18 protein-coding genes are annotated in these 24,037 nt (G+C 41.7%); 11 read left to right on the top strand and 7 right to left on the bottom strand.

Annotated elements, in window-relative coordinates; all coding sequences use genetic code 11:
- Positions 1-15: 15 nt before the first annotated feature.
- Both LI164_RS09445 and LI164_RS09440 read left to right on the top strand, forming a co-directional pair.
- A complete protein-coding gene (locus tag LI164_RS09445; RefSeq protein ID WP_005335133.1) occupies positions 16-627 on the top strand; it encodes a V-type ATP synthase subunit D in 612 nt (203 codons plus the stop codon).
- Between the two features lie 361 nt (positions 628-988).
- Positions 989-3,430 (top strand): cation-translocating P-type ATPase, encoded by a 2,442-nt coding sequence (locus LI164_RS09440; protein WP_227087032.1) that lies wholly within the window; start codon positions 989-991, stop codon positions 3,428-3,430.
- 136 nt (positions 3,431-3,566) lie between these two features.
- On the opposite strand, the gene LI164_RS09435 is transcribed toward LI164_RS09440, so the two are convergent.
- From LI164_RS09435 to LI164_RS09425, 3 genes are all read right to left on the bottom strand, one after another.
- Entirely contained in the window at positions 3,567-4,724 is a 1,158-nt protein-coding gene (locus LI164_RS09435; RefSeq protein ID WP_147567480.1) for a M20 family metallopeptidase, read from the bottom strand.
- A 270-nt stretch (positions 4,725-4,994) separates the two neighbouring features.
- Positions 4,995-6,380, bottom strand: coding sequence for a YfcC family protein (locus tag LI164_RS09430; protein WP_005335140.1), 1,386 nt, complete (start codon positions 6,378-6,380; stop codon positions 4,995-4,997).
- 175 nt (positions 6,381-6,555) lie between these two features.
- On the bottom strand, positions 6,556-7,884 hold the full coding sequence (locus LI164_RS09425) for an amidohydrolase (RefSeq protein ID WP_005335142.1): 1,329 nt from the start codon (positions 7,882-7,884) through the stop codon (positions 6,556-6,558).
- Positions 7,885-8,138: 254 nt separating this feature from the next.
- Between LI164_RS09425 and LI164_RS09420 the strand changes: the two genes are divergently transcribed.
- From LI164_RS09420 to LI164_RS09395, 6 genes are all read left to right on the top strand, one after another.
- Positions 8,139-9,110, top strand: coding sequence for a polysaccharide deacetylase family protein (locus tag LI164_RS09420; protein WP_117495698.1), 972 nt, complete (start codon positions 8,139-8,141; stop codon positions 9,108-9,110).
- Between the two features lie 268 nt (positions 9,111-9,378).
- Complete coding sequence (gene asnS, locus LI164_RS09415) at positions 9,379-10,770, top strand: asparagine--tRNA ligase (protein WP_118447398.1); 1,392 nt, start codon at positions 9,379-9,381, stop codon at positions 10,768-10,770.
- A gap of 126 nt (positions 10,771-10,896) precedes the next feature.
- Complete coding sequence (gene vanR, locus LI164_RS09410) at positions 10,897-11,586, top strand: VanR-ABDEGLN family response regulator transcription factor (protein WP_005337379.1); 690 nt, start codon at positions 10,897-10,899, stop codon at positions 11,584-11,586.
- Entirely contained in the window at positions 11,576-12,829 is a 1,254-nt protein-coding gene (locus LI164_RS09405) for a sensor histidine kinase KdpD (RefSeq protein ID WP_168933861.1), read from the top strand. The genes vanR and LI164_RS09405 overlap by 11 nt, the downstream gene beginning before the upstream one ends.
- Positions 12,729-13,784 (top strand): DNA repair exonuclease, encoded by a 1,056-nt coding sequence (locus tag LI164_RS09400; protein WP_227087031.1) that lies wholly within the window; start codon positions 12,729-12,731, stop codon positions 13,782-13,784. The genes LI164_RS09405 and LI164_RS09400 overlap by 101 nt, the downstream gene beginning before the upstream one ends.
- A gap of 1 nt (position 13,785) precedes the next feature.
- Complete coding sequence (locus tag LI164_RS09395; RefSeq protein WP_227087030.1) at positions 13,786-15,360, top strand: ATP-binding protein; 1,575 nt, start codon at positions 13,786-13,788, stop codon at positions 15,358-15,360.
- 196 nt (positions 15,361-15,556) lie between these two features.
- Here LI164_RS09395 and LI164_RS09390 read toward each other — a convergent pair whose 3' ends face one another.
- The 4 genes from LI164_RS09390 to murC all read right to left on the bottom strand — a co-directional run bounded on the left by LI164_RS09390 (position 15,557) and on the right by murC (position 20,337).
- Entirely contained in the window at positions 15,557-16,744 is a 1,188-nt protein-coding gene (locus LI164_RS09390; protein ID WP_005335161.1) for a ribose-phosphate pyrophosphokinase, read from the bottom strand.
- The gene (locus LI164_RS09385; RefSeq protein WP_117657390.1) at positions 16,731-17,744 is read right to left on the bottom strand and encodes an ATP-binding protein; all 1,014 of its coding nucleotides are present in this window, start codon (positions 17,742-17,744) and stop codon (positions 16,731-16,733) included. The genes LI164_RS09390 and LI164_RS09385 overlap by 14 nt, the downstream gene beginning before the upstream one ends.
- 27 nt (positions 17,745-17,771) lie before the next feature.
- The gene (locus tag LI164_RS09380) at positions 17,772-18,821 is read right to left on the bottom strand and encodes a DnaD domain protein (RefSeq protein WP_173785426.1); all 1,050 of its coding nucleotides are present in this window, start codon (positions 18,819-18,821) and stop codon (positions 17,772-17,774) included.
- A 136-nt stretch (positions 18,822-18,957) separates the two neighbouring features.
- Positions 18,958-20,337, bottom strand: a complete 1,380-nt coding sequence (murC, locus tag LI164_RS09375) for a UDP-N-acetylmuramate--L-alanine ligase (protein ID WP_227078434.1) — start codon at positions 20,335-20,337, stop codon at positions 18,958-18,960.
- A 288-nt stretch (positions 20,338-20,625) separates the two neighbouring features.
- Here murC and LI164_RS09370 point away from each other — a divergent pair, with 288 nt between their 5' ends.
- Genes LI164_RS09370 through spoVG form a run of 3 tightly spaced genes read left to right on the top strand, consistent with a single transcriptional unit; the run spans position 20,626 to position 23,330 of the window.
- Positions 20,626-21,900 carry a glucose-1-phosphate adenylyltransferase gene (locus LI164_RS09370; RefSeq protein WP_227078433.1) on the top strand — a complete coding sequence of 425 codons (1,275 nt, stop codon included), beginning with the start codon at positions 20,626-20,628 and terminating at the stop codon, positions 21,898-21,900.
- Positions 21,897-23,015 (top strand): glucose-1-phosphate adenylyltransferase subunit GlgD, encoded by a 1,119-nt coding sequence (gene glgD, locus LI164_RS09365; protein WP_005335175.1) that lies wholly within the window; start codon positions 21,897-21,899, stop codon positions 23,013-23,015. The genes LI164_RS09370 and glgD overlap by 4 nt, the downstream gene beginning before the upstream one ends.
- Before the next feature lie 33 nt (positions 23,016-23,048).
- Positions 23,049-23,330 carry a septation regulator SpoVG gene (gene spoVG, locus LI164_RS09360; protein ID WP_173785428.1) on the top strand — a complete coding sequence of 94 codons (282 nt, stop codon included), beginning with the start codon at positions 23,049-23,051 and terminating at the stop codon, positions 23,328-23,330.
- Positions 23,331-24,037: the final 707 nt, after the last annotated feature.

Below are 24,037 nucleotides of genomic sequence, written 5' to 3'. Positions count from 1 at the left end.
GAAAGGAGGGAGTCTATGGATCCAAGAGAGTTTCCGACCAAGGGAAATCTGATGCTTGCCAAAAACTCGCTGGCACTTGCCAATCAGGGCTATGAACTGATGGACAAAAAACGAAATATACTTCTTAAAGAACTGATGGGACTTATCGATGAGGCAAAAGGCATCCAGGAAGAGATAGATTCCACATTTACCCAGGCATATGCGTGCCTGCAGCGCGCTAATATTGAGATGGGAATCAGCAGGGTACAGGAATTCGCATTCACTGTACCAATTGAAGATTCCATTCGTATACAGACTAGAAGTATTATGGGAACAGAGATTCCACATATCAAATATGATGAAAAGCAGAATGACCTGACCTACTCACTCGGAGATACAGGAGAATCGCTGGATATCGCCAGGGAGGCATTCCGAAAGGTAAAGAATCTGACCATCAAGTTGGCTGAAGTCGAGAACTCAGCATATCGTCTGGCAACGAACATCAAAAAGACACAGAAACGTGCCAATGCTCTGAAGAACATCACCATACCGATGTACACGAATCTGGTCTACAACATCAACAACGCGCTGGAAGAAAAAGAAAGAGAAGAATTCACAAGGTTAAAAGTAATAAAACGAAGACAATAATTTAATTGGGGACGTAGTAAAATGTCAAAATACTACGTCACCATCAGCGATTAAGGGTGTCCCTAACTGTAATCAGGGGTGCCCTTTTCTTAAGGAATTCAATGTGAAATAATATAAATTTTACTATTTTTTCTGTTTGTGCTTGAGTAATTTTTCTGTTTTTATTTAGCTCCGGATGTTCATCAAGTTCTTTTATTCTTTCTTAGAATTTTTTAACAAAGAATTCATAGTCTGGGAAAGGGTTTCGATGTATAATAAATACCATAAAGGAAAAATTTTCATATTGTATGATAGATTCTAAGATTTGCCAGAAAATGACGGGCAGATATCTTGAAGCTTCAGATACACAGGAGGAATATTTATGGCATTGCGTAAAAAGCATGAGGTTCTGGAAGAACCGCAGGATTATGAGATAGAGCGCCGGGAGACACCGAGATATAATCCGAATCCCGAAGCGGGACTTTCGGCGGCTCAGGTGGAGCAGCACCGTGAGGATGGTTGGCGCAATGTGTCAGTCGCACCACCGGCACAGACCACGAAAGAAATTATCCGGGAAAATGTCTGTACTTACTTTAACTTAATTTTTCTTGTATTGGCAATTTTGTTATGTCTTGTCGGTTCATTTCGTGATCTGACATTTCTTCCAGTCATTATTTTTAATACATTAATTGGTATCGTGCAGGAGATTCGTGCGAAAAATGTATTGGAAAAGCTGAACATGTTAAATGCACCGCATGCCAGTGTTGTGCGTGACGGGAAAAAGTCGTTAGTGGATTCAGAAGAACTGGTACTGGATGATATTGTAATATTCAAAGCGGGAAATCAGATCTGTGCCGATGCAATTGTAGTATCCGGCGAAGTGCGAGTCAATGAATCACTGTTGACTGGTGAATCTGATGAGATTACGAAAGCTCCGGGAGCGGAGCTTATGTCCGGAAGTTTTGTGGTAGCGGGAGAGTGCCATGCCCGTCTTGATAAAGTCGGAGTGGATTCTTACATTTCCAAGCTGACATTGGAAGCGAAGGCTATGAAGAAAGGCGAGCAGTCGGAAATGATCCGCTCACTGGATAAGTTGGTAAAATTTGTCGGTATTGCGTTGATTCCGATTGGTATTACGTTGTTTGTACAAGGATTTTTCTTTAATGATCAGAGCTTCCGAAACAGTATTGTTTCTATGGTGGCAGCAGTTCTTGGTATGATTCCGGAAGGATTATATCTGCTGGCAAGTGTGGCGTTGGCTGTCAGTTCTATGAGACTGGCTCATAAGAAAGTTCTGCTTCACGATATGAAGAGTATTGAGACGCTGGCTCGCGTCAATGTGCTTTGTGTGGATAAGACAGGAACGATCACTGAGAATTCTATGAGTGTCAAAGACATGATCCCGACAAAGGAATATGATGCAGAGAAGATGCCGGAGTTAAATGGTCTTCTGTCTGATTTTGTGGGAGCCATGAGCAGCGATAACAGCACCATGGAGGCGTTGAAGGATTATTTTAAAAAGAAGACGGAACAGTCTGCCTCTAAGGTTGTTCCATTTACTTCTGTGACAAAATACAGTGGAGTCATGTTCGGGGAGAAGTCTTATGTAATCGGAGCTCCGGAGTTCGTGCTCCGCGAGGATTATGATACTTACAAACCGGATATCAGCGAGTATGCAAGAAAAGGGTATCGTGTACTTGTATTTGGCTCTTATGATGCAGCATTAGATGGCGGAAAATTGACAGGAAAGGTTCTGCCGATGGCATATGTCCTTCTGGCAAATCCAATCCGTAAAGAAGCACCGGAGACATTTGCATACTTTGCAGAGCAGGGCGTGGAAGTCAAAGTTATTTCCGGTGATAATCCGCTGACTGTATCAGAGGTCGCGAAAGAAGCCGGTATTGTAAATGCAGAGGAATATGTTGATGCGACGACACTTCAGACAGATGAGGATATTGCAAATGCGATTGCAAAATATACGGTATTTGGGCGTGTGACACCGGGGCAGAAGCGACAGTTTGTTCAAGCATTGAAAGATCAGGGAAAGACTGTTGCCATGACCGGTGACGGAGTTAACGATGTGCTGGCACTTAAGGATGCGGATTGCAGCGTAGCTATGGCATCGGGAAGTGATGCGGCATGCCAGGCGGCGCAGGTTGTGTTGTTGGAGTCCAACTTTGCATGTATGCCGTCAGTTGTATTAGAAGGAAGGCGAGTGGTCAACAATATCCAGCGATCAGCCAGCCTGTTCCTGGTAAAGAACATTTTCTCATTCCTGTTGTCCCTGTTCTCGGTTGTATTTATGATGAGCTATCCATTACGGCCGTCACAGATTTCACTGATCAGCATGTTCACCATTGGAATTCCGGGATTCTTCCTGGCATTCCAGCCGAATAAAGATGTGATCAAAGGACATTTCCTGACAAATGTGGTGTTAAAAGCTCTGCCGGCCGGCCTGACTGACGTACTGGCGGTAGCTGCCATGGCAGTCTTTGGGCAGACATTTGGACTGGGAGAGACAGACATTTCCACAGCAGGAACGATGCTCCTTGCCATTGTAGGATTTATGATTCTGTTCAAAATCTGTGAGCCATTCAACTGGCTGCGTGGCTGTGTATGGGTAGGTTCAGTTATTGGACTTTTAGGCTGTTCCATTTTCCTGCCGAAGCTGTTCGCGATTACCGGAATGTCCACAAAATGTATTATGCTGTTCGTAGTATTTTCTATTGCGACAGAGCCATTGTTCCGGTATCTGACAAAGCTTGTCAGCGGAGTAAGAAAGCTGCATATGAAGATACATAAGAAGCCGGTGGAAGAGTTTTAAGGATATAGAAAAAAAGAAATATAAGAAATATAAAAATCCTGCAGAGATGTATATGATATACAATAATCTACAGGATTTTTTGTTGCCAAGCATACGACAAAAAGGTCCGGTGGACCTTTTTTAGTCGATTCTTTAATTACTTTACAATGTCCGGATTTTCGAATACGTCCAGCGCGGTAGCTGCCAATGCTTTTGTGGCGGTATGAAGTGTATGGCGTGCCATTTTTCCATGTACATATTTCAGAAATGTCTCGTGATGTGCAAATACTTTCGGTCTTGCACCGGTATCTAACTCGCAGTATACGGTCGGGCATACATGAGATACATTTCCAATATCACTGGATCCACTTGCTTCTTCATCACTGTCTACGAAATCTGTAACACCCAGATCATTTAAGTTCTTACGCATCAGGGCGCGAAGTCCATCATGATATACAAGGTCATCATAAGAATTCTCGAAGTTGAAGTATTCCAGTTTTGCACCAGTCATAAGTTCTGCGCCTTTTGCACAATTAATGACTTTCTGAGTCAGTTCCTCCAAGTAAGCGCGGTCTTTTGCACGAATGTAGAATTGGCATGCTGCGTAATCAGGAATAATATTACATGCAGCACCACCGGAAGTTATGATCCCTGCTACACGGGCGTCATTTCTTGTCTGCTGGCGCATTGCATTGATTCCTGCAAACATCAGGTTTACAGCGTCCAGAGCATTGACACCTTTTTCAGGATAGGCGGCTGCATGGGAGGCGGTACCCTGGAAGTGGAATTCAATAGAATCCATAGCCAGAGTCATAATATTCATGTTGTTTTCAGCGCCTAAGTGGAACTGAAGTGCAGCGTCGATATCATCATAACCGCCACGGTTGGCAATATCACATTTACCACCGGTTGTCTCTTCGGCAGGGGCACCGATGACAACAATCGTTCCGTTGATCTGATCTTTGAATTTTGCCAGAGTCAGGGCAGCACCGAGTGTGGAAGCGGCTATCCAGTTATGTCCGCACGCGTGGGCCACCTCGTCCTTGTTCGGACCATATCCCGGAAGCGCATCATACTCCGGAAGCACAGCAACTTTCGGACCCTCACCACAGTAAAGTTCTGCACGAAAAGCAGTATCAAGATCCAGATACGGACAAGTTACCGTAAATCCATGCTCTTTTAATTTCTCAACAAGATACTTGCAGGACTTAAATTCCTCACTGCCAAGCTCCGCATGATTAAACACAAACTCACTGATTTCTTCAATCTCAGCAGCAAGATTATCCTCTGCAAGATAAAGTTCTTCTTTATTCATTATATATAAATCTCCTTTACAAAAATATTCTATATTTACATTTCTTCATCAGGACTTACAAAAGCCCTAAAAAGAAAGCTTTGCACAGCCACACTCACACTCATACTTCCGGTTTACTGCAATATAAAAGAGTGAAATAATCTTGAAACAGGTACTCTGACGCGGCCGGTACTTAGGCGGTGTTCTTTAGCGCCTTATGTACCGCTGCCAGCGGAAGGTAGCGAGAGCGTGCCTGGGAAAGATTATTTCACTCTATGCTATTAACGGTAACTAATATCCTATCACTACCGCAGCTCCGAGTAATACGATTGAAGCAGCGAAAATGATCAGGAACAGTGGTGTTACGAATCTATACCATTTGTTAATTGGCAGTCTCATGATTCCGCACATCATAAATACGCTTGTTGGCCAGAAAATGTTAGAGAATCCATCACCAAACTGGTAAGCCAGGACGCTGACCTGACGGCTGACACCAACCATTTCTCCGACTGGGGCAAGGATTGGCATTGTGATCAGAGCCTGTCCGGCACCACTTGGGATAAAGAAGTTGATAATGTTCTGAGCAAATAACATACCCATTGCACTTGCCATACCGCGGAAATGCTGGAGCATGGTAGCGAGCCAGTATACAACGGTATCAATGATCTGTGCATTTTCCATGATAACAGCGATGCTTCGGCTGATACCAACAAGAAGTGCACCATACATCATTTCCTTACTTGCTTCGATAAAAATATCTGCAATCTCACTTGGTGTAAATCTGGATACAAGTCCGGATACAATTGTCATAATAATGAACAGGGTTGCAATTTCGTCGATGTACCAGCCAAGTTTGATCGTTCCGTAAAGAAGCATACCAATTGTAAATACGAATAACAGACAGCTCAGTTTGTGAGTGGTTGTCATCTTGATCTCCATCATTTCCTCACGGGAAGCACATTCGAGCGTCTCAATCTTTTCTCCGTAAAGGTAAGATTTTGTCGGATCCTTTTGGATTCTACGTGCATAGCGCCATACATACCAGATACTGATGCCCATGAATACGACAAAGCAAAGAATACGGTAACCAAGACCGGAGAACATCTTCACGCCTGCAACTTCCTGGGCGATACCAATAGTAAATGGGTTGATGGTTGCAGCGGCAAATCCGACTGCGACACCGAGGTAAATGACACTGCCGCCGACGATGGCATCGTATCCGAGTGCCATGGCGATGGAGATAAACACAGGAATCAGTCCGTAAGTCTCTTCAAACATTCCCATGGTGGAACCGAGAAGTCCGAATAAAATCATACATACCGGAATGATCAGTTCGATACGGTTACCAACTTTACGAAGTACAGAACCAACCAGTGCGTCAAATGTACCATTTTTTAAAAGTACATATACAAATGCATATGCAAAGATGATAAAGAAAATAATCTGTGCACTGTCTTCAAATCCAATCTGGAAAGATTTGAACATATCAAAAATGCTGCAGCCGATTTTATCGACATGATGAAAACTGTCTGCGACAACAACAGAGTTACCGGAAGCGTCTTCGACACGGTCAAATGTACCGGCTGGAATAATGTTAGCCAGAATTGCAGTGATGACTGTCATTATGAAAATAATGACATACGCATGTGGCATTTTAAAGCGTTTTTTCTTTTCCATTGTAAATTAAAATCCTCCTCAATCATAAGTGCTAAAAAACAGTTTTCATTTTAGCACTATTCGAGGAGGGTTACAATGAATTTTTTTACACAAATATGAATTTTTTTGCAATTTCTTTACACTTTTGCCTGAGTATCATTTCTATAATGTCAGATACTTATCAGAAAGTGCATATTTAGTCTTGAGGAACATTATGATAATCCCACACAGCCTGTAAATATTCTGGTTTAGAAAGCAACAATTTTGTACCTTCTGCCATACATCTGGCTGCATAAAGCATACCTTTATGTCCAATACTCATGCCGGCCTGTTCTCTGGCTGCCCAGTGGTGAAGTGCGGTGCCGTGGCACATAGTAGCAGCGCTGATGGTGATGAGGGGAACGGTATGGCTGACCTGGGAGGCATCGGTTCCAATGGAAAGTGGAACTGGTGTGTCCTCCAGCGGATAAAGTCCTGCAAAATATTTTCCATTGTTCATAAGTCCGGCCTTTTCTGAAATGTCTTTTGCAAAATCCAGTTCTGCATCTGTATATTCAGGTGTTGGTATATGAGTCATAGCTTCATAGTAAACTTCCACTAGCGGACGGTTGACTTTCATTTCCATGCAGCTTCCAACTAATTCGATATCGACAGTTGTTCCGGTCATCATAGCTGCACCTTTTGCACATGCATCCACGCGTTTGCTTGCATCTTCCGTGCGGCTTCTTTTGGTAGAGCGGATAAAATAATTCGTCTTTGCAAAGTCAGGTACAACATTTGCCGGAATACCATTATCCATGTAAGCATAATGCATGCGGACGTCATCTGTTACATGTTCGCGGAGATAATTCACGCCAATATTCATAAGCTCGGCAGCATCTAAGGCGCTGCGACCGCTTTCCGGTGAGCGGGAGGCATGTGCGCTGACTCCGTGAAATGTATAGTTTTTAATGTCCTGCGCCTGCCAGATGTCATTGCTGACACGGTTGCGGTCGAATGGATGCCAGGTCACTGCGATGGACAGGTCATCGAACACATTCTGTTCGTCCATAATAATTTTTCCGGACATGATCTCTTCCGCCGGGCAGCCGTAAACACGAATTACAATCGGTTCACCAGAGGATTCATAATCTGCTTTCAATGCACAGGCAGCTGCGCAGACTGCTGTTCCAAGAAGATTGTGTCCGCATGCGTGTCCGATTTCCGGAAGAGCATCATATTCAGCGAGAAAACCAATGATTGGAACTTCGTTAGAAGATGAAACGTTTTTCCCGGCTGGCTGGATTTTAGTAATATCGATGTCAGAATTGGTCCAGGCCGCAGTAAATGCAGTCTCGATTCCAGCAGTATTCCATTCTATTTGAAATCCCTGTGTTTCCAGGTAATCCGCAAGACATTTTGAAGAAAGTTTTTCTTTGTAAGCTGTTTCCGGATGTTCGAAGATATAGCATGATTTCTGAATAAGTTCATCTCTGTGGTTGTCAAGCCAGTTGGAGATAGTAGGGTATGTTGCGGTTGATGTCATAAGATGCCTCCTGTCGTATTTTTATAGTGGGGGAGCTTTTATCCCAATATTTTTTACAGATAACAGAACTAGTTGGTTCTGAAGTCAATTTTATACATTTTTCGTAGGATGTCAATTCCGAAGGCGTTCTTGAACGTATAATTTCCGGGGGATACAAATGGTCAGTCTTGATAGAAGTGGCTATGTCGCATATAATGATATTAGAGTCAAAAAGGTTTGAAACAATAGATTTGTGAAATAAAATAGGAGGATATATGTCAGATAGAGAAGAAAAGACCGGAAAAAATGATAACGGAAAGAAAAACAAGGGTGGTAAAAGAAATAAAATAGTAGCAATAGAAATGATTATTCTTGTACTGCTGATCATGGCAGCAGTGGCAATTTTTATTCAGAGAGATAAAAGTGTAAAAGAGGCTGCGAAGATTCATAATCAGAAGGCGAAAAAGACAGAGCAGACACCCCAAGCTGCGCAGAAAGAAAATGAGATAGAAGAAGAGACGGAGGGTACGGAAGAAGAGACTGGTGATAGAGACGCGGCAGTTCCTGACCGTAGTAATTTTGCAGTGCAACCGGGAGTTTCAGTCGGAACGACAGAACAGTCCGATGAGAAAATCGTGTATCTGACATTGGATGACGGACCATCAGATAATACACAGGCAGTTCTGGATATTCTGGATAAATATAATGCAAAGGCAACATTTTTTGTGACAGGTGAGATGCCGGAATACAAAGATATGATAAAGGCTGCGTATGACAAGGGACATACAATTGGAATGCATACATATTCACATGATTATGCTAAGGTTTATGCATCGGTTGATGCGTATTTTCAAGATCTGGATCAGATTGGGCAGATGGTACAGGAAGAGATTGGCTATGTACCATGTTTTATCCGTTTCCCGGGTGGATCATCAAATACTGTATCAAAGAAATATACAGCAGGAATCATGTCCACGCTTGTGCAGGAAGTACAAAACCGTGGATATCAGTATTATGACTGGAATGGAAGTTCCGGCGATGGGTCTGTGAGAACGACCGAAGAACTGGTGGCGCAGGCAACGAGCTTTGATTCTAACAACATCATTTTACTTTGTCATGATTCCCATGGAAAACAGACGACCGTAGAGGCATTGCCACAGATTATTGAACATTATCAGTCACTGGGATATACATTTAAAGCACTGGATCGTGATAGCTTCGTAGCGCATCATGGAGTGAATAACTAATTGAGACATAAATCAGTCATAAATTGTAAATAATCGTAAGTATGGTAAATATTGTAAATAAGATATTGTAAATAATCTGTGAGATAATCGGTGAATAATCGGTGAATTGTAAATAATCGCACGAGTCAGGGGTTGGGTAATCACAACTTCTGTGCTATAATAAACGATATATGGCATCTGACACATTTCTTTGTATAATAGGAAGGTGCATTTCCTATGCATGGCGTCAGAAGAAAGTATTTTTAAGACAGTAGAAGGAGTATTTGGTATGAATTTAATTGAAATTCGCGAATTATACAAGAACCAGGAAGCATACCTGGATAAAGAAATTACCGTTGGGGGATGGGTAAGAAGTATCCGAGACTCCAAAGCATTTGGCTTTATTGTCATCAATGATGGAACATTTTTTACACCACTTCAGGTCGTATATCATGATGATATGGAGAACTTTGAGGAGATTTCCAAACTCAATGTAGGAGCAGCTGTTGTTGTAACAGGTACACTGGTTGCAACACCACAGGCAAAACAGCCATTTGAGATTCAGGCGAAGACTGTAACAGTAGAAGGCGCTTCCGCGCCGGATTATCCGCTTCAGAAGAAGCGTCACAGCTTTGAGTACCTTCGTACTATCGCACATTTAAGACCGAGAACAAACACATTCCAGGCAGTATTCCGTGTTCGTTCCCTGACGGCATACGCACTTCACAAATTTTTCCAGGAGAGAGGATTCGTGTATGTACATACACCGATCATTACAGGAAGTGATTGTGAAGGAGCCGGAGAGATGTTCCGCGTAACAACGATGGACATGGAAAATGTACCGAAGACAGAGAATGGTGCAGTAGATTATACCCAGGATTTCTTCGGAAAAGAGACAAGCCTTACCGTAAGCGGACAGTTAAATGCAGAGACATACGCACAGGCATTTGGAAATGTTTATACATTTGGACCTACATTCCGCGCAGAGAACTCCAACACAACAAGACATGCGGCAGAGTTCTGGATGTTAGAGCCTGAGATGGCATTTGCAGATCTGGAGGACGACATGGACCTTGCAGAAGACATGTTAAAATATGTCATCAATTATGTGATGGAAAACGCACCGGAAGAGATGAATTTCTTCAATTCATTTGTAGACAAAGGGCTGATCGATCGACTGACCAACGTTGCAACATCTGAATTTGCAAGAATCACATACACAGATGCAATTGAGATTCTAAAGAAGCACAACGATAAATTCGAGTTCAAAGTATCATGGGGAATCGATCTTCAGACAGAGCACGAGCGCTATCTGACAGAGGAAGTATACAAACGCCCAGTATTTGTAACAGATTATCCGAAAGATATCAAAGCATTCTACATGAAACAGAACCCAGATGGAAAGACCGTGGCAGCAGTCGATTGCCTCGTACCAGGAATCGGTGAGATCATCGGAGGAAGCCAGAGAGAAGACGATTACGAGAAGCTTGCAACACGCATGGAAGAACTCGGAATGAAGACAGAAGATTACGGATTCTACATGGATCTTAGAAAATACGGATCTACAAGACATGCCGGATTCGGACTTGGATTCGAGAGATGCATCATGTATCTGACAGGAATGGGCAATATCCGTGACGTAGTACCATTCCCAAGAACAGTAAATAACTGCGAGTTATAACAGAAAAATAGCCCCTGAAATTGTAGAAAATGTTTGACACAATCAGAAAGGGACAGGTTAAAGTTCAATTGGGGACGGGGTTTTTTTGAAAAAACCCCGTCCCCAATTGAAAAAGAGGAGAATTGTATGAATATTTTAGTAGTGGATGATGAGAAAGAGATTGCTGATGTTATCGAGTTATACTTGAAGAATGATCAGTATAATGTGCTGAAATTTTATACGGGTCAGGAAGCGCTTGATTGTATTGCCAGTACGAAGATTGATCTTGCGATTCTGGATATCATGCTTCCGGATGTGGACGGATTCCAGATTTTGAAGCAGATTCGGGAGAAATATACATTTCCTGTGATTATGTTGACAGCGAAGACGGAGTATATGGATAAGATCACGGGTCTGACACTTGGTGCGGATGATTATATTCCAAAGCCTTTCAATCCATTGGAGCTGGTTGCCAGGGTGAAAGCACAGATTCGACGCTATACGCAGTACAATGAGGGTACGAAGGACGAGGGGGATGTGATTGATTTTGGCGGTCTGTTCCTGAACCGGCAGTCTCATGAGTGTACTTACAATGAAGTGCCGCTGACACTGACACCGATTGAGTTTGATATTCTGTGGCTGCTCTGTGAGAACCGAGGCAAGGTTATTAGTTCTGAGGAGTTATTCCACAAGGTTTGGAAGGAAGAATGCTATAAGAACAGCAACAATACGGTCATGGTTCATATCCGGCATTTGCGGGAAAAAATGAATGGACCTACCGGAAAATCTGATTTCATTAAGACTGTATGGGGAGTTGGATATAAGGTTGAAGAATAATTATCGTAAATTAAAATTCAGTATTCTCTTGCAGACGGTGCTTGTTACGGCACTGACAGTTCTGGTGGGTGGATTTTTGCTGAATTATGTGATCGATGGAATTTATAATGACAGTTTCGCCAGGAATTTTGTAAAAATAATGACGAAACTGCAAGTGAGTGAACCGACTGCACGGAGCCTGTATTGGAAATTGATAGGAGATAACAAGACATTTTTCATGGTTGTAGGCTTTTTGCTTTTGTTTGCTCTTTTTTTCTATGTGGCACTTTCGAAAATGACAAAGTATCTGGACCAGGTGGGAGAGGGAATTGAAAATATTCTGTCGGAATCTACGGAACCGATTCACCTGATCACAGAATTGAAACCGATTGAGATTCGATTAAATGAGATTAAAGCTACCCTGAAACGGCAGGAGTTGGAGTCAGTGGAAGGCGAGAAACGAAAAAATGATCTGGTGTTGTTTCTGGCGCATGATTTAAAGACACCCTTGACTTCTATTGTGGCTTACTTAAGTATGCTGGACGGATATCCAAAGATGCCGGAGGAGGAGCGAAAGAAATATATTCATATTGCTCTGGAGAAATCCAATCGTCTCGGTGAATTAATTAATGAGTTTTTTGACATTACAAGGTACAATTTGCAGAATATCGAGCTGGAGTCGGTGAAGATCAATTTGACTATGATGCTGGAGCAGATTGCAGACGAACTTTATGGCGTACTTCAGGAAAAAAAGCTTACTTGTGATGTGGATGTGGAAGAGAATCTGGAAGTTTACGGTGATCCGGACAAGCTTGCCCGTGTCTTTGATAATATTTTGAGAAATGCCATTGCATATTGTTATGAGAATACCAAAATTGAGATTCAGGCCAGAATGAAAAATAATAAAATCGAGATTACATTTACAAACAGCGGAGACCGGATTCCGGGAGATATGCTGCAGACGATTTTTGAAAAATTTTACCGGGTAGATAATTCCAGGTCGACCGGAACCGGAGGAGCAGGACTTGGTCTTGCGATTGCAAAAGAGATTGTGGAACTACATGATGGACAGATCATGGCGAAAAGTGACGATTTACATACGCAATTTATTGTGACACTGCCGTCGGAAAATGAACTGGAAGAAAATGAAGAGGGAAGAAAAAATGAGATTCATACACATCGCAGACATACATTTGGGGGCAGACCCGTACATTGGAAGCTCCCGAAAGGAAAAGCGGGAAAAGGAGATATGGACCAGTCTTGAACGAGTACTCGAAGTCTGTGAAAGTAAGCATGTGGAAATGCTTCTGATCGCAGGCGACTTGTTTCACAGGCAGCCGCTCAGACGGGAACTAAAAGAACTGGATTATCTTTTTTCAAAACTGACCATGACTGAGGTGGTTATCATTGCAGGAAACCATGATTATCTGAAGAGAGATTCTTATTATCGGACGTTTCAGTGGTCAAAAAATGTGCATATGATTCTGGACAGGGAGATTCAATGCGTGGAATTTCCAGCATACAGTCTGGCAATCTATGGCATGAGCTATGATACGAAACAGATTACAGAGGAATGCTATTGTGATGCATTTGCACAGCGGCGACAGCCATATGAGATTTTGCTTGCGCACGGAGGAGATGACAGCCATATTCCGATAAAGAAAGAAAATCTGCTGGGGCTTGGTTATGATTATATTGCAATGGGGCACATCCATAAACCGCAGATTATCTGTCCGGATAAAATTGCTTACGCCGGAGCGTTGGAGCCAATCGATAAAAACGATACTGGAGCGCACGGATACATTTACGGAGAGATCACGACCAAGGGATGCAGGATAAGATTCGTACCATTTGCAATGAGATCTTACATACATCAGACGATCGAAGCAAATCCGTCTATGACAGAGCATGAACTAAAAGAGACAGTTGCGAAAGTTATAGATGAAAAAGGAAAGGAAAATATTTACAAGATTATTCTGGACGGAATGCGTGACCCGGAAATTTCTTACAATGTGGACACGCTGGATCCATATGGAAATGTGATCGAGATTACAGATCAGACACGACCGGCGTATCAGTTCGATAAGTTGAAAGAAGCAAATAAGGGAAATATTCTTGGGGCATTTGTGGCAGAGCTGGAACAGTATCCTGAGAATAGTCTGGAACATCAGGTGCTTTGTGAGGGAGTGCGGGCATTGATGGAGACAAGAAGAGGCTAATATGAAAATCAAAGAGTTGAGACTTAAGAACTTTGGAAAGTTTACAAATAAAGAAATTCATTTCTTAGATGGAATGAATGTGATATATGGAGAAAATGAGTCTGGAAAGTCTACCCTTTATACGTTTATCAGAGCTATGCTTTTTGGGTTGGAACGAGGGCGTGGAAGAGCTGCGGCGCAGGATACATTTTCCAGATATGAACCGTGGGAAAATCCGAATTATTATTGTGGGGAAATGAAATTTGAATCAGGAGATAAGGAATTTCTTCTGTCCAGAAATTTTGACCGGTATGGGAAAAATGAGACGCTTGTCTGTCTGGAAGATGCAGAAGAATTGTCTGTGAAAGATGGAGATCTTCAGATGCTCATGGGTGATTTGAGTCCACAAATTTATGATGATACGATGGCTATGGCACAGATGAGGGTAAAGCCTGGAATGACGCTCTCCGAGGAATTGAAAAATTACGCATCTAATTATTATGCGACCGGAGATGGGGAACTTGATCTGGCGGCAGCTATAGATTATTTGAAAGAGCAGAAAAAAGAAAGTTTGCATGAGATGCAAAAGCAAATGGAAAAACGCCAGGATAAAAGAGAACACATTTCTCAGGAAATGTCTTATGTGTGGCGTGATATTCATAAACTGGAAGAAGAACAGGCACATTTGGAAGAAGAGATTGAGTTTAGAAAAGTGCGGGAGCGAGAATCCAGGCTGTTGCTTAAGCAGGATGAAGAAGAACCCAAACACATGATAGATGAGATACGGCCATCTAAATGGAGAGTACATCCATTGGAAATATTGGCAGCGGTACTGGCAGTGGTTCTGTGTGCGTGGCTTTTGAAACGTCCGTGGAATTATCTGGTCGCAATTATTTTAGTATTGCTTTCCAGCATCTATGTGTGGAACCGGATGAAGATCAGTAAAAAAGTTGAGAAGACAGAGCCGGAAAAAATTTTGGAGGAGATTACACCTCAAGAGGAGAAGATTCCTACAGACCGTCTGAAATGGGAACTGGAGAGAAATGCGTTGGAGCTTGGGGATAAGCGGGTACGTTATTCCAATCTAAAGGAAGACCTGGAAGAGTTAGACGGGATCAGTGATGAGGAGAGAATTCTGAATGCCCAGGCGGAGGCAAGACAGCTTGCGATTGATAAAATTCAGGAACTTTCTGGAGAGATGCAGAAGAAGCTTCGAGGAAAATTAAATGACCGGGTTTCAGAGATTATGGAATTTATTACAGAAGGGAAATATACCCGATTAAATGTAGAAGAAGGATTAAATATCAGCTTACTGAGTGAAGGGCGCAAAGTAGATATTGCAAGAGTCAGCCAGGGAACAGCAGAGCAGGTATATTTTGCACTTCGAATGGCAGCATCAGAAGTACTGTTAGAAGAAGAACTTCCGGTGATTCTGGATGATACATTTGTAAGTTATGACGAGGAACGGCTGGAAAGTGTGTTGGAATGGCTTGCAAAAAGTGGAAAACAGGTATTATTGTTCACCTGTCAGAAAAGAGAGATGAAGATACTTTCCGAAATGGGAGTTAAAAATTGTAATTATATAAAATTACAGTAGACAAAAGCAGATGAATGAATGTAAAATTCTTGAACTACATTCACTTATCTGCTTTTTATATCAGCTGGGAGTCAATCCCCCAGCTGATATAGCCTCCGGCAGGATTGCAGAGATGCGCAGTAGAAGTATGTCATGCAATTGCATGACGCGCACCTCGCAGCAAGAATGCCGAGGCATTCTTGAACAGACGCAGCTGTTATAACTGACCGTGAGCTTTCTTGTATTCCTCAACGCATACCTGAATTCTCTCACTAGGATCCAGAATATCACTGATAGATCCGTCGTGGTTCAGAGTATCAATCATAAGAGCAACATATTTACTCATATCACAGTTGATATAATAAGGTCTGGAAAGAAGTTCCGGTGTCTGGTAAATCAGATTCGTTGTTAAAACTCCATCAATCAGACCACTTTCATAGGCTTCATCGAACTTATCCAGTCCATTTGTAAAGAGTCCAAATGTAGCAGCTGCAAAAATACGTTTTGCATTGCGGCTCTTTAACTGTTTTGCAACATCCAGGATGCTGTCTCCGGAAGAAATCATGTCATCCAGAATAATAACATCTTTTCCTTCTACAGAAGAACCAAGGAACTCATGAGCAACGATTGGGTTGCGTCCATTTACCACACGTGTGTAATCACGTCTCTTATAGAACATACCCATATCCAGGTTCAGAACGTTTGCCAGATATACAGCACGCTCTGTAGCACCCTCATCTGGGCTGATCGCCATCATGTGGTCACTGTCGATGATTAAGTCATCGTATCGATCTAATAATCCTTTTACAAACTGATAAGTTGGACGCACTGTCTCGAATCCGGAAAGCGGGATTGCGTTCTGTACACGAGGGTCGTGTGCATCAAATGTAATAATATTATCAACGCCCATGTGTGTCAGCTCCTGAAGTGCGAGTGCGCAGTCCAGAGACTCACGAGAGCTTCTCTTATGCTGACGGCTTTCATAGAGGAATGGCATGATAACGTTGATACGTTTTGCTTTACCACCGACAGCAGCGATAATTCTCTTTAAGTTTTGATAATGATCATCTGGTGACATATGATTTGTGTTTCCACTCATAGAATATGTCAGGCTGTAGTTGCAGACATCGACCAAAATGTAAAGATCCATACCACGGACAGACTCATCAATCACACCTTTGGCTTCCCCGGAACCAAAACGTGGTACATGAGCATTTACGAGATAAGAATCTCTCTGATATCCACTGAATACTACATCATCCATGAATTTGTGTCCATCTTCATGGCGCCATGTAGTGATGAAATGATCGACTTCCTTTCCCATCGCCTGGCAGCCATCAATTGCGATGATTCCAAGTGTTCCTGCAGGGATGTTGTCAAGATTACGTTCGTTACGGCGTAACATCTTTTGTACCTCCTAGGTTTAATAATTTTTTTTGAATTCTGATATCGTCACCGGTCAGACGGAGCATAGAATAGCTGCTGCTGATACGTGAAAAAATTCGTTCAGAATAAATTGCTTTTATATCTTCGAGCGACAGGTTCGTAGATATGATTGTCGCTTCCTTTCGTAAGATTCGCTCATTAAGTATAACAAATAATTGTGAAACCGTAAAGCTATTCGCGAGCTCTGTGCCAAGATCATCAATAATTAGCAAGTCACAGCTGCAAATATGGGAGAGTGCATCTTCATCGATCTCATCTCTTTTACCAAAAGTATTCTTAGCAAGAAAATCAAAAAGCCCTGCTGCAGAAAAATAAATAACTGAATAAGAGTGATCCATTAATTCCTTTGCAATACAGTGAGTGAGAAATGTCTTTCCAACACCAGTATCTCCATATAAAAGAATATTATGAAATTCACTGGAAAATGTATCAATAAAATGATGACAGACACGAAGTGCGGTTTCAATGGCGTCTCTTGCCGATCTTCCGGTCAGCGGATCAATATGGCTTTTGGAATAGTAGTCCAGAGAAAATGTGTGAAAATTTTCCTGCTCTAAAATTCCTTTCAAGTTCGAGTCGTTATATAGAAGCTCGATAATTGCCTTTTTCATACAGTGGCACTTGCGTGTTCCAATATATCCGGTATCCTGACAGTCTGGACAGTGATAATGCTTTTCAAGATAATCAGATGGAAATCCGTGAGACGTAAGAAGCTTCTGCTTTTCGCCAGTTAATGTCAGGAGCTTTTCATGAAATGAAGAAAGAGCATCTTCGTCTCCTTCCAGCAGTCTCTTTGCTTTTTCAACACTCAGAGAAGAAATCGTGTCATCAATTGTGCGAAGCTTTGGAATCTTCGCATAAACTTCATCAAAACGAAGACGAAGTTCATGCTCGTTATCCAGTTGTAATTGCTCATAATCGCGCATCAATTGATCGTACTGGGAATTTGATAATGCCATGGACGAAAATGCTCCTTATTATATAGTTTATTGCTGTAACAGCTTGCGCTCAAGATCGCTCATATCATAAGAACGATTCTCGAAGTTGTTGAACTTTGTTGGTGCCGGTGTGATTTTAGCGGCACTTTTTCTTTGAAGTTCTTTTTCACGGCGTTCTTTTTCACGGGCTTCTTTTTCGCGGATAAATCCGGCATCCAGGGTTTCGATATCCTGAATGTTCTTAACACTTTGCTCCAGCCATTTTTTCAGAATAGATTCAGTATAGTCAAAGCTTGGCTGATGAATTGCATTCATAGTTCTGGCGCATGCGTTCAGGATCAGATCCAGAGAGAACCCATATTCGGAAGTCCAGCGCTTGATGTATTCCATCTCAGACGGTGCAGGAGCGCGTCCTTTAATGCCGAAAGCTCCGAGAATAGAATAGCAGTTCTTATTGTATGCCATAGAGCTTGCTTTTGCTTCAGAAACCGTCTTAATGTGGCGTTCACACCAGGAAAGAGCAACCTTCTGAATATAGTGCATACTTGTATGACCGTTCTCTACACAGTACTCGATCAGGTATTCGATAAGATCTGCAGACATATGTAAAGTCTCGTAAAAATATGTAATAGATTCTACGTCAGAATGGGACAGCGTCTTGCCAAGGTACTGCTCTGCAACAAAAAGAAGTTCTTTGAACTCTTTACGAGAGCGGTACTGCTCAATACTGGATACATCTGTAGTTGGCGGTGCCGGCTGAATAGAAGGAGCAGCCGGTTCCGGTGCAGATGGTTCTTCTGTCATACGCGGCTGTGCCGGAATCGCCGGAGCCTCTCCGTCTACAGGCATGTCATAATCCAGTAACCCTTTCTTTTTCCAGTAGTTCAATGCACGGATCACATCTTTTTCTGTAATATCTAATAAATCTGCAATCTTTGAAATTGTCAGAGTTCCTGAAGGCTCATTCAGATGGCGCAAAAGAATAAGGTATACCTTCACGTATTCCCCGTTCGCCTCTGCCATATAATGATCGATAAATTCGTTCTCCAGTACAGTTGTATCACTCTGCACGTGGTTTGTAAGTGTTAATTTTCTCATGCCTTTTCAGGTCCTCCTCAAGTATCATTCGCTTCATTGCACAGCTATTATAGCATCGGAAGTACCATTAAAAAAGAAATTTTTGACGCAAAAATCGGGTTTTTTGTGGATAAAAATCTGTGGAAAATGTGGATAACTATCTTCCAAGAAGCGTTTCCCCAATGTTTACAACGTCTCCGGCTCCCATAGTTATCAACACATCCCCTTTTTGACAATGCGTCAGACAGAAATTTTCTATCTCTTCAAAACTTGGGAAGTAGTATGCATCGTGCCCTTTTGCCCTCAATTCATCTGCAATCTGCTTAGAAGACACTCCGAGAGTATCCGTTTCTCTTGCAGCATAAATGTCTGCCAGGATTACATGATCCGTATGTGAAAGTGCCTCAACGAATTCCGGGAAGAGAGCTTTTGTACGTGTATAAGTATGAGGCTGGAAAATGCACCAGATCTCACGATGCGGATAATGGGTCGCAGCAGTCAGTGTTGCAGCAATCTCTGTCGGATGATGTGCATAGTCATCAATGATCGTCACACCATTAGTCTCGCCTTTGTATTCAAAACGACGGTCTGTACCGTGAAATTCTTTCAGTCCCTTTTTGGCAACGGAAACATTTACATCCAGAAGATCTGCAACAGCAAGTGCGGCAAGTGCGTTGGATACATTATGGTCTCCACTTACAGATAAGGAAATACGATCTACAAATTCACCGTTCTTTACCAGGTCAAAGGATGCTTCGCCGAGTTCGTCATGAGTTACATTTGCAGCATGATAAGTTGCGGAAGGATTCGTTCCGTAAGTTACGATTTTGCAGTCAAGATCTCCTGTAATCTCATCCAGACGATCAATGTCACCATTGATAACAAGTGTTCCGTCTTTTGGAAGCAGCTTTGCAAATCTGTGGAAAGAGTTGCGGATATCCTCCAGATCCTTGAAGAAGTCCAGATGATCTTCGTCAATATTCAGAATCACACTGATCTTAGGAAAGAAGCTAAGGAAACTGTTTGTATATTCGCATGCTTCCGTAACAAAAATCTCGGAATTACCGACACGGATATTTCCACCGATTGCTTTTAAGATTCCGCCAACAGAAATAGTCGGATCCATCTCTCCGGCCAGAAGAATGTGTGAAATCATAGAAGTTGTTGTTGTTTTTCCGTGAGTTCCGGAAACTGCGATTGGAATGTCGTAGTTTGTCATAAGCTGTCCGAGAAGTTCAGCACGTGTCAGCATCGGGAGTCCTTTTTGAACTGCAGTCTGATATTCTTCATTGTCTTTATGAATTGCAGCCGTATATACAACTACATCGATACCATCTATAATATTAGAAGCTTTCTGTCCATAGAAAATCTGTGCGCCGGCTTTTTCAAGATGATCTGTCAGAGCAGATTCTTTGTTGTCAGATCCGGAAACAGTAAAGTTCTCTTCTAAAAGTACCTCGGCAAGTCCGCTCATGCTGATACCGCCGATTCCGATAAAATGTACGTGTACTGGCTGGTCAAAATTAATTTTATACATAATTAAGATTCCTTCCTCATATATATAATAATATAGGCAAATTGTGTTGGGAAAAATCCCGTCTGTAGTATCGTTGGATTGCTCTGTGCGGCACACTTTCACAATCCAATTAATAATTCTTTCTAACTTATTATTATATACATATATGAGAAAAAATCCAACCCGCAATTTTTTGTAATATTTTCATAAAAATCGGAGAAATTATTCAAATGTTTTGTAAAATATGTTCACGAAATGGAACATATATGGTATAATATTTATCACAAACTACTGAGAAGGGGTGAAGACATGAGGAAAAAGGAAATGATAGCAATGCTCCTGGCAGGAGGACAAGGCAGCAGACTTGGTGTTCTGACATCAAAAGTTGCGAAACCGGCTGTTGCATTTGGTGGAAAATACAGAATCATTGATTTTCCGCTAAGTAACTGTATTAATTCAGGAATTGATACTGTAGGTGTATTGACACAGTATCAGCCATTACGTTTGAATTCACATATCGGGATAGGTATCCCATGGGATTTGGATCGAAGCATCGGTGGCGTTTCGATTCTTCCGCCATATGAGAAGAGTACAAGCAGTGAGTGGTATACAGGTACAGCGAATGCCATTTATCAGAATCTGGAATACATGGAATCGTTCCATCCAGATTATGTATTAATTTTATCTGGAGATCACATTTATAAGATGGATTACCAGGTGATGCTTGATTATCATAAGGAGAACAATGCAGATGTTACAATCGCGGCTATGCCGGTTCCGATAGAAGAGGCAAGCCGTTTTGGAATTGTAATCACCGATGATAGTGGTAAGATTACAGAATTTCAGGAGAAACCGCCACAGCCGAAGAGTAATCTGGCATCAATGGGAATCTACATATTTAGCTGGAAAGCATTAAAAGAAGCTCTTGTAGCATTGAAGGACGAGCCTGGATGTGACTTTGGAAAGCATATCATTCCGTATTGTCATGAGAAGGGTGAGAGCCTGTTTGCTTATGAATACAATGGATACTGGAAAGATGTTGGAACACTGGGATCTTACTGGCAGGCTAATATGGAGCTGATTGATATTATACCGGAATTTAACCTTTATGAAGAATTTTGGAAGATTTACACTAACAGTGCTATACTTCCGCCTCAGTACATTGCAGAGAATGCTGTGATAGACCGAAGCATTATCGGCAATGGCTGCGAGATTTATGGAGAGGTACATAATTGTGTTATCAGTGCCGGAGTCACAATTGAAGAAGGTGCGGTAGTGAGAGATTCAATCATCATGAGCGATTGTATGATTGGAAAAGGCTGTGTGATCGATAAATCTATCATAGCTGAGAATACGAAGATTGGCGAAGGCGCGATCCTTGGAATTGGCAGTGAAGAACCGAATAAATTAAAACCGGCAGTCTACTCATTTGGACTTGTAACGATCGGAGAGAATTCTGTAATCCCGGATCACGTACAGATTGGTAAGAACACCGCAATCAGTGGAATTACGAACAAAGAAGATTATTCGGACGGAGTACTTGGAAGTGGAGAAACATTAATAAAGGCGGGTGAGATAGCATGAGAGCAGTAGGAATTATTTTAGCAGGCGGTAACAATAACAGGATGAAAGAGCTGACTCACAAAAGAGCAGTAGCAGCAATGCCAATTGCAGGAAGCTATCGATCCATTGATTTTGCACTTAGTAATATGACGAATTCTCATATTCAGAAAGTTGCGGTGTTGACGCAATATAATGCCCGTTCCTTAAATGAACATTTGAATTCTTCAAAATGGTGGAATTTCGGAAGAAAGCAGGGTGGACTGTACGTATTTACACCGACCATTACAAATGATAATGGATACTGGTATCGCGGAACGGCCGATGCCATTTACCAGAATATGGATTTCCTGAAAAAGAGTCATGAACCGTATGTTGTTATAGCATCCGGAGATGCGGTATATAAGATGGATTACAGTAAAGTTCTTCAGTATCATATTGACAAAAAGGCTGACGTTACGGTAGTATGCAAAGAGATGGATCCATCAGATGATGTGAGCCGATTCGGAACAATCCGAATGGATGACGATATGCGTATAACAGAGTTTGAAGAGAAACCGATGGTGACAAAATCAAACATGATTTCAACAGGAATCTATGTGATCAGAAGAAGATTACTGATTGATCTGATTGAGCATGCAGCGGAAGAAGAAAGGTTTGACTTCGTCAATGATGTTCTGATCCGTTATAAGAATCTGAAGAAGATCTATGGTTACAAGATTGATCATTACTGGAGCAATATTGCAACTGTAGATGCTTATTATAAGACTAATATGGACTTCTTGAAGCCGGAAGTAAGAAATTATTTCTTCAAGCAAGATCCGGAAATTTATTCAAAAGTCAGCGACCTGCCTCCTGCAAAATATAACCCAGGCGCGTCTGTCAAGAACAGTCTGGTAGGAAGCGGAAGCATTATCAACGGAACTGTGGAGAATTCCGTAATATTTAAGCAGGTATTTGTGGGAAATAACTGTGTGATCAAAAATTCAATTATTTTAAATGATGTGTATCTTGGGGATAATACTTACATTGAAAACTGCATCGTGGAAAGCCGTGATACAATCAGAGCCAACACACGTCACGTTGGAACAAACGGGATAAAAGTGGTTGTCGAAAAGAACGAGAGGTACGCACTGTAAGATCAGTGCGCCTAGATAGAAAGGGGCAATAACATGCAGATAACAGATGTAAGAGTAAGAAAAGTAGCGAAGGAAGGAAAATTGAAAGCAGTAGTATCAATCACGATGGATGAAGAATTCGTTGTACATGATATTAAAGTTATTGAAGGGGAAAAAGGACTTTTTATTGCTATGCCAAGTAAAAAGGCAGTGGATGGAGAATACAGAGATATTGCTCATCCAATCAATTCCGGAACTCGCGAAAAGATTCAAAGCATCATCCTCGAGAATTACGAAAAAGTATTAGAAGAGACACCTGAGGAAGCCGTTATCTAGTTTGTGTGAATAGAGGACATACGAACAGAAGCTTAAGGAAAATTGAAAAAAGAAAATGAAACGAAGAAGCGGGATATGTAATTGGAGGCATATCCCGCTTCTTTGTTTCAACTATTTAAAAATATTCTTGTGCGAAAATCCGTGTAGATTTGATTTAAATCACGAAACAGTTTTCGAGTTCAGTTCTTTTAAAATCTTATCAGCATTGTAATCAGGTGCCTGACAGAGGGCAATGTCATAGATCTGCTGAATGATATCCAGTGGTTCTTCGAGAATTTCAGAAATCTGAGCAGCAGAGATTTGTCCGGTGAAAGTGTAGCTGTATTAGTGCCGGGAATCACTGAAAGCTGCGGTGAACGAGTAACTTCATCAAAAATCTGAGTAATCTTTGCTGAAAAAGCAAATGAAATTCAGAAATGAAATCATGGCTAAGGATTTCTGTGGGCACTGAAACATAATGAAAATATCATGCCCGAAATTTGATGTAGACGTAGTGTAACATAGTGCTGTAATAAAACGCAATAGAAAAATAAAAATATTTCTAATATAGTCTCCACATACTTGGGAAAAATAAAACTATATCAGAGGTGGCAGCTATCTCACATCTGATATAGTCTGATATATTATGATGTTGGGGTCAAAAGCCCCAACTATGATGCCTACGGATTGTTCCGTGCGTTGCACTCCCACAATCCTCCCAATTATTC

This window comes from Dorea sp. 210702-DFI.3.125 (genome assembly GCF_020560945.1).
Taxonomy (GTDB): domain Bacteria; phylum Bacillota; class Clostridia; order Lachnospirales; family Lachnospiraceae; genus Dorea; species Dorea formicigenerans.
Note: the sequence above shows the minus strand (reverse complement) of the source record. Positions and strands in the feature narration are given on the sequence as shown.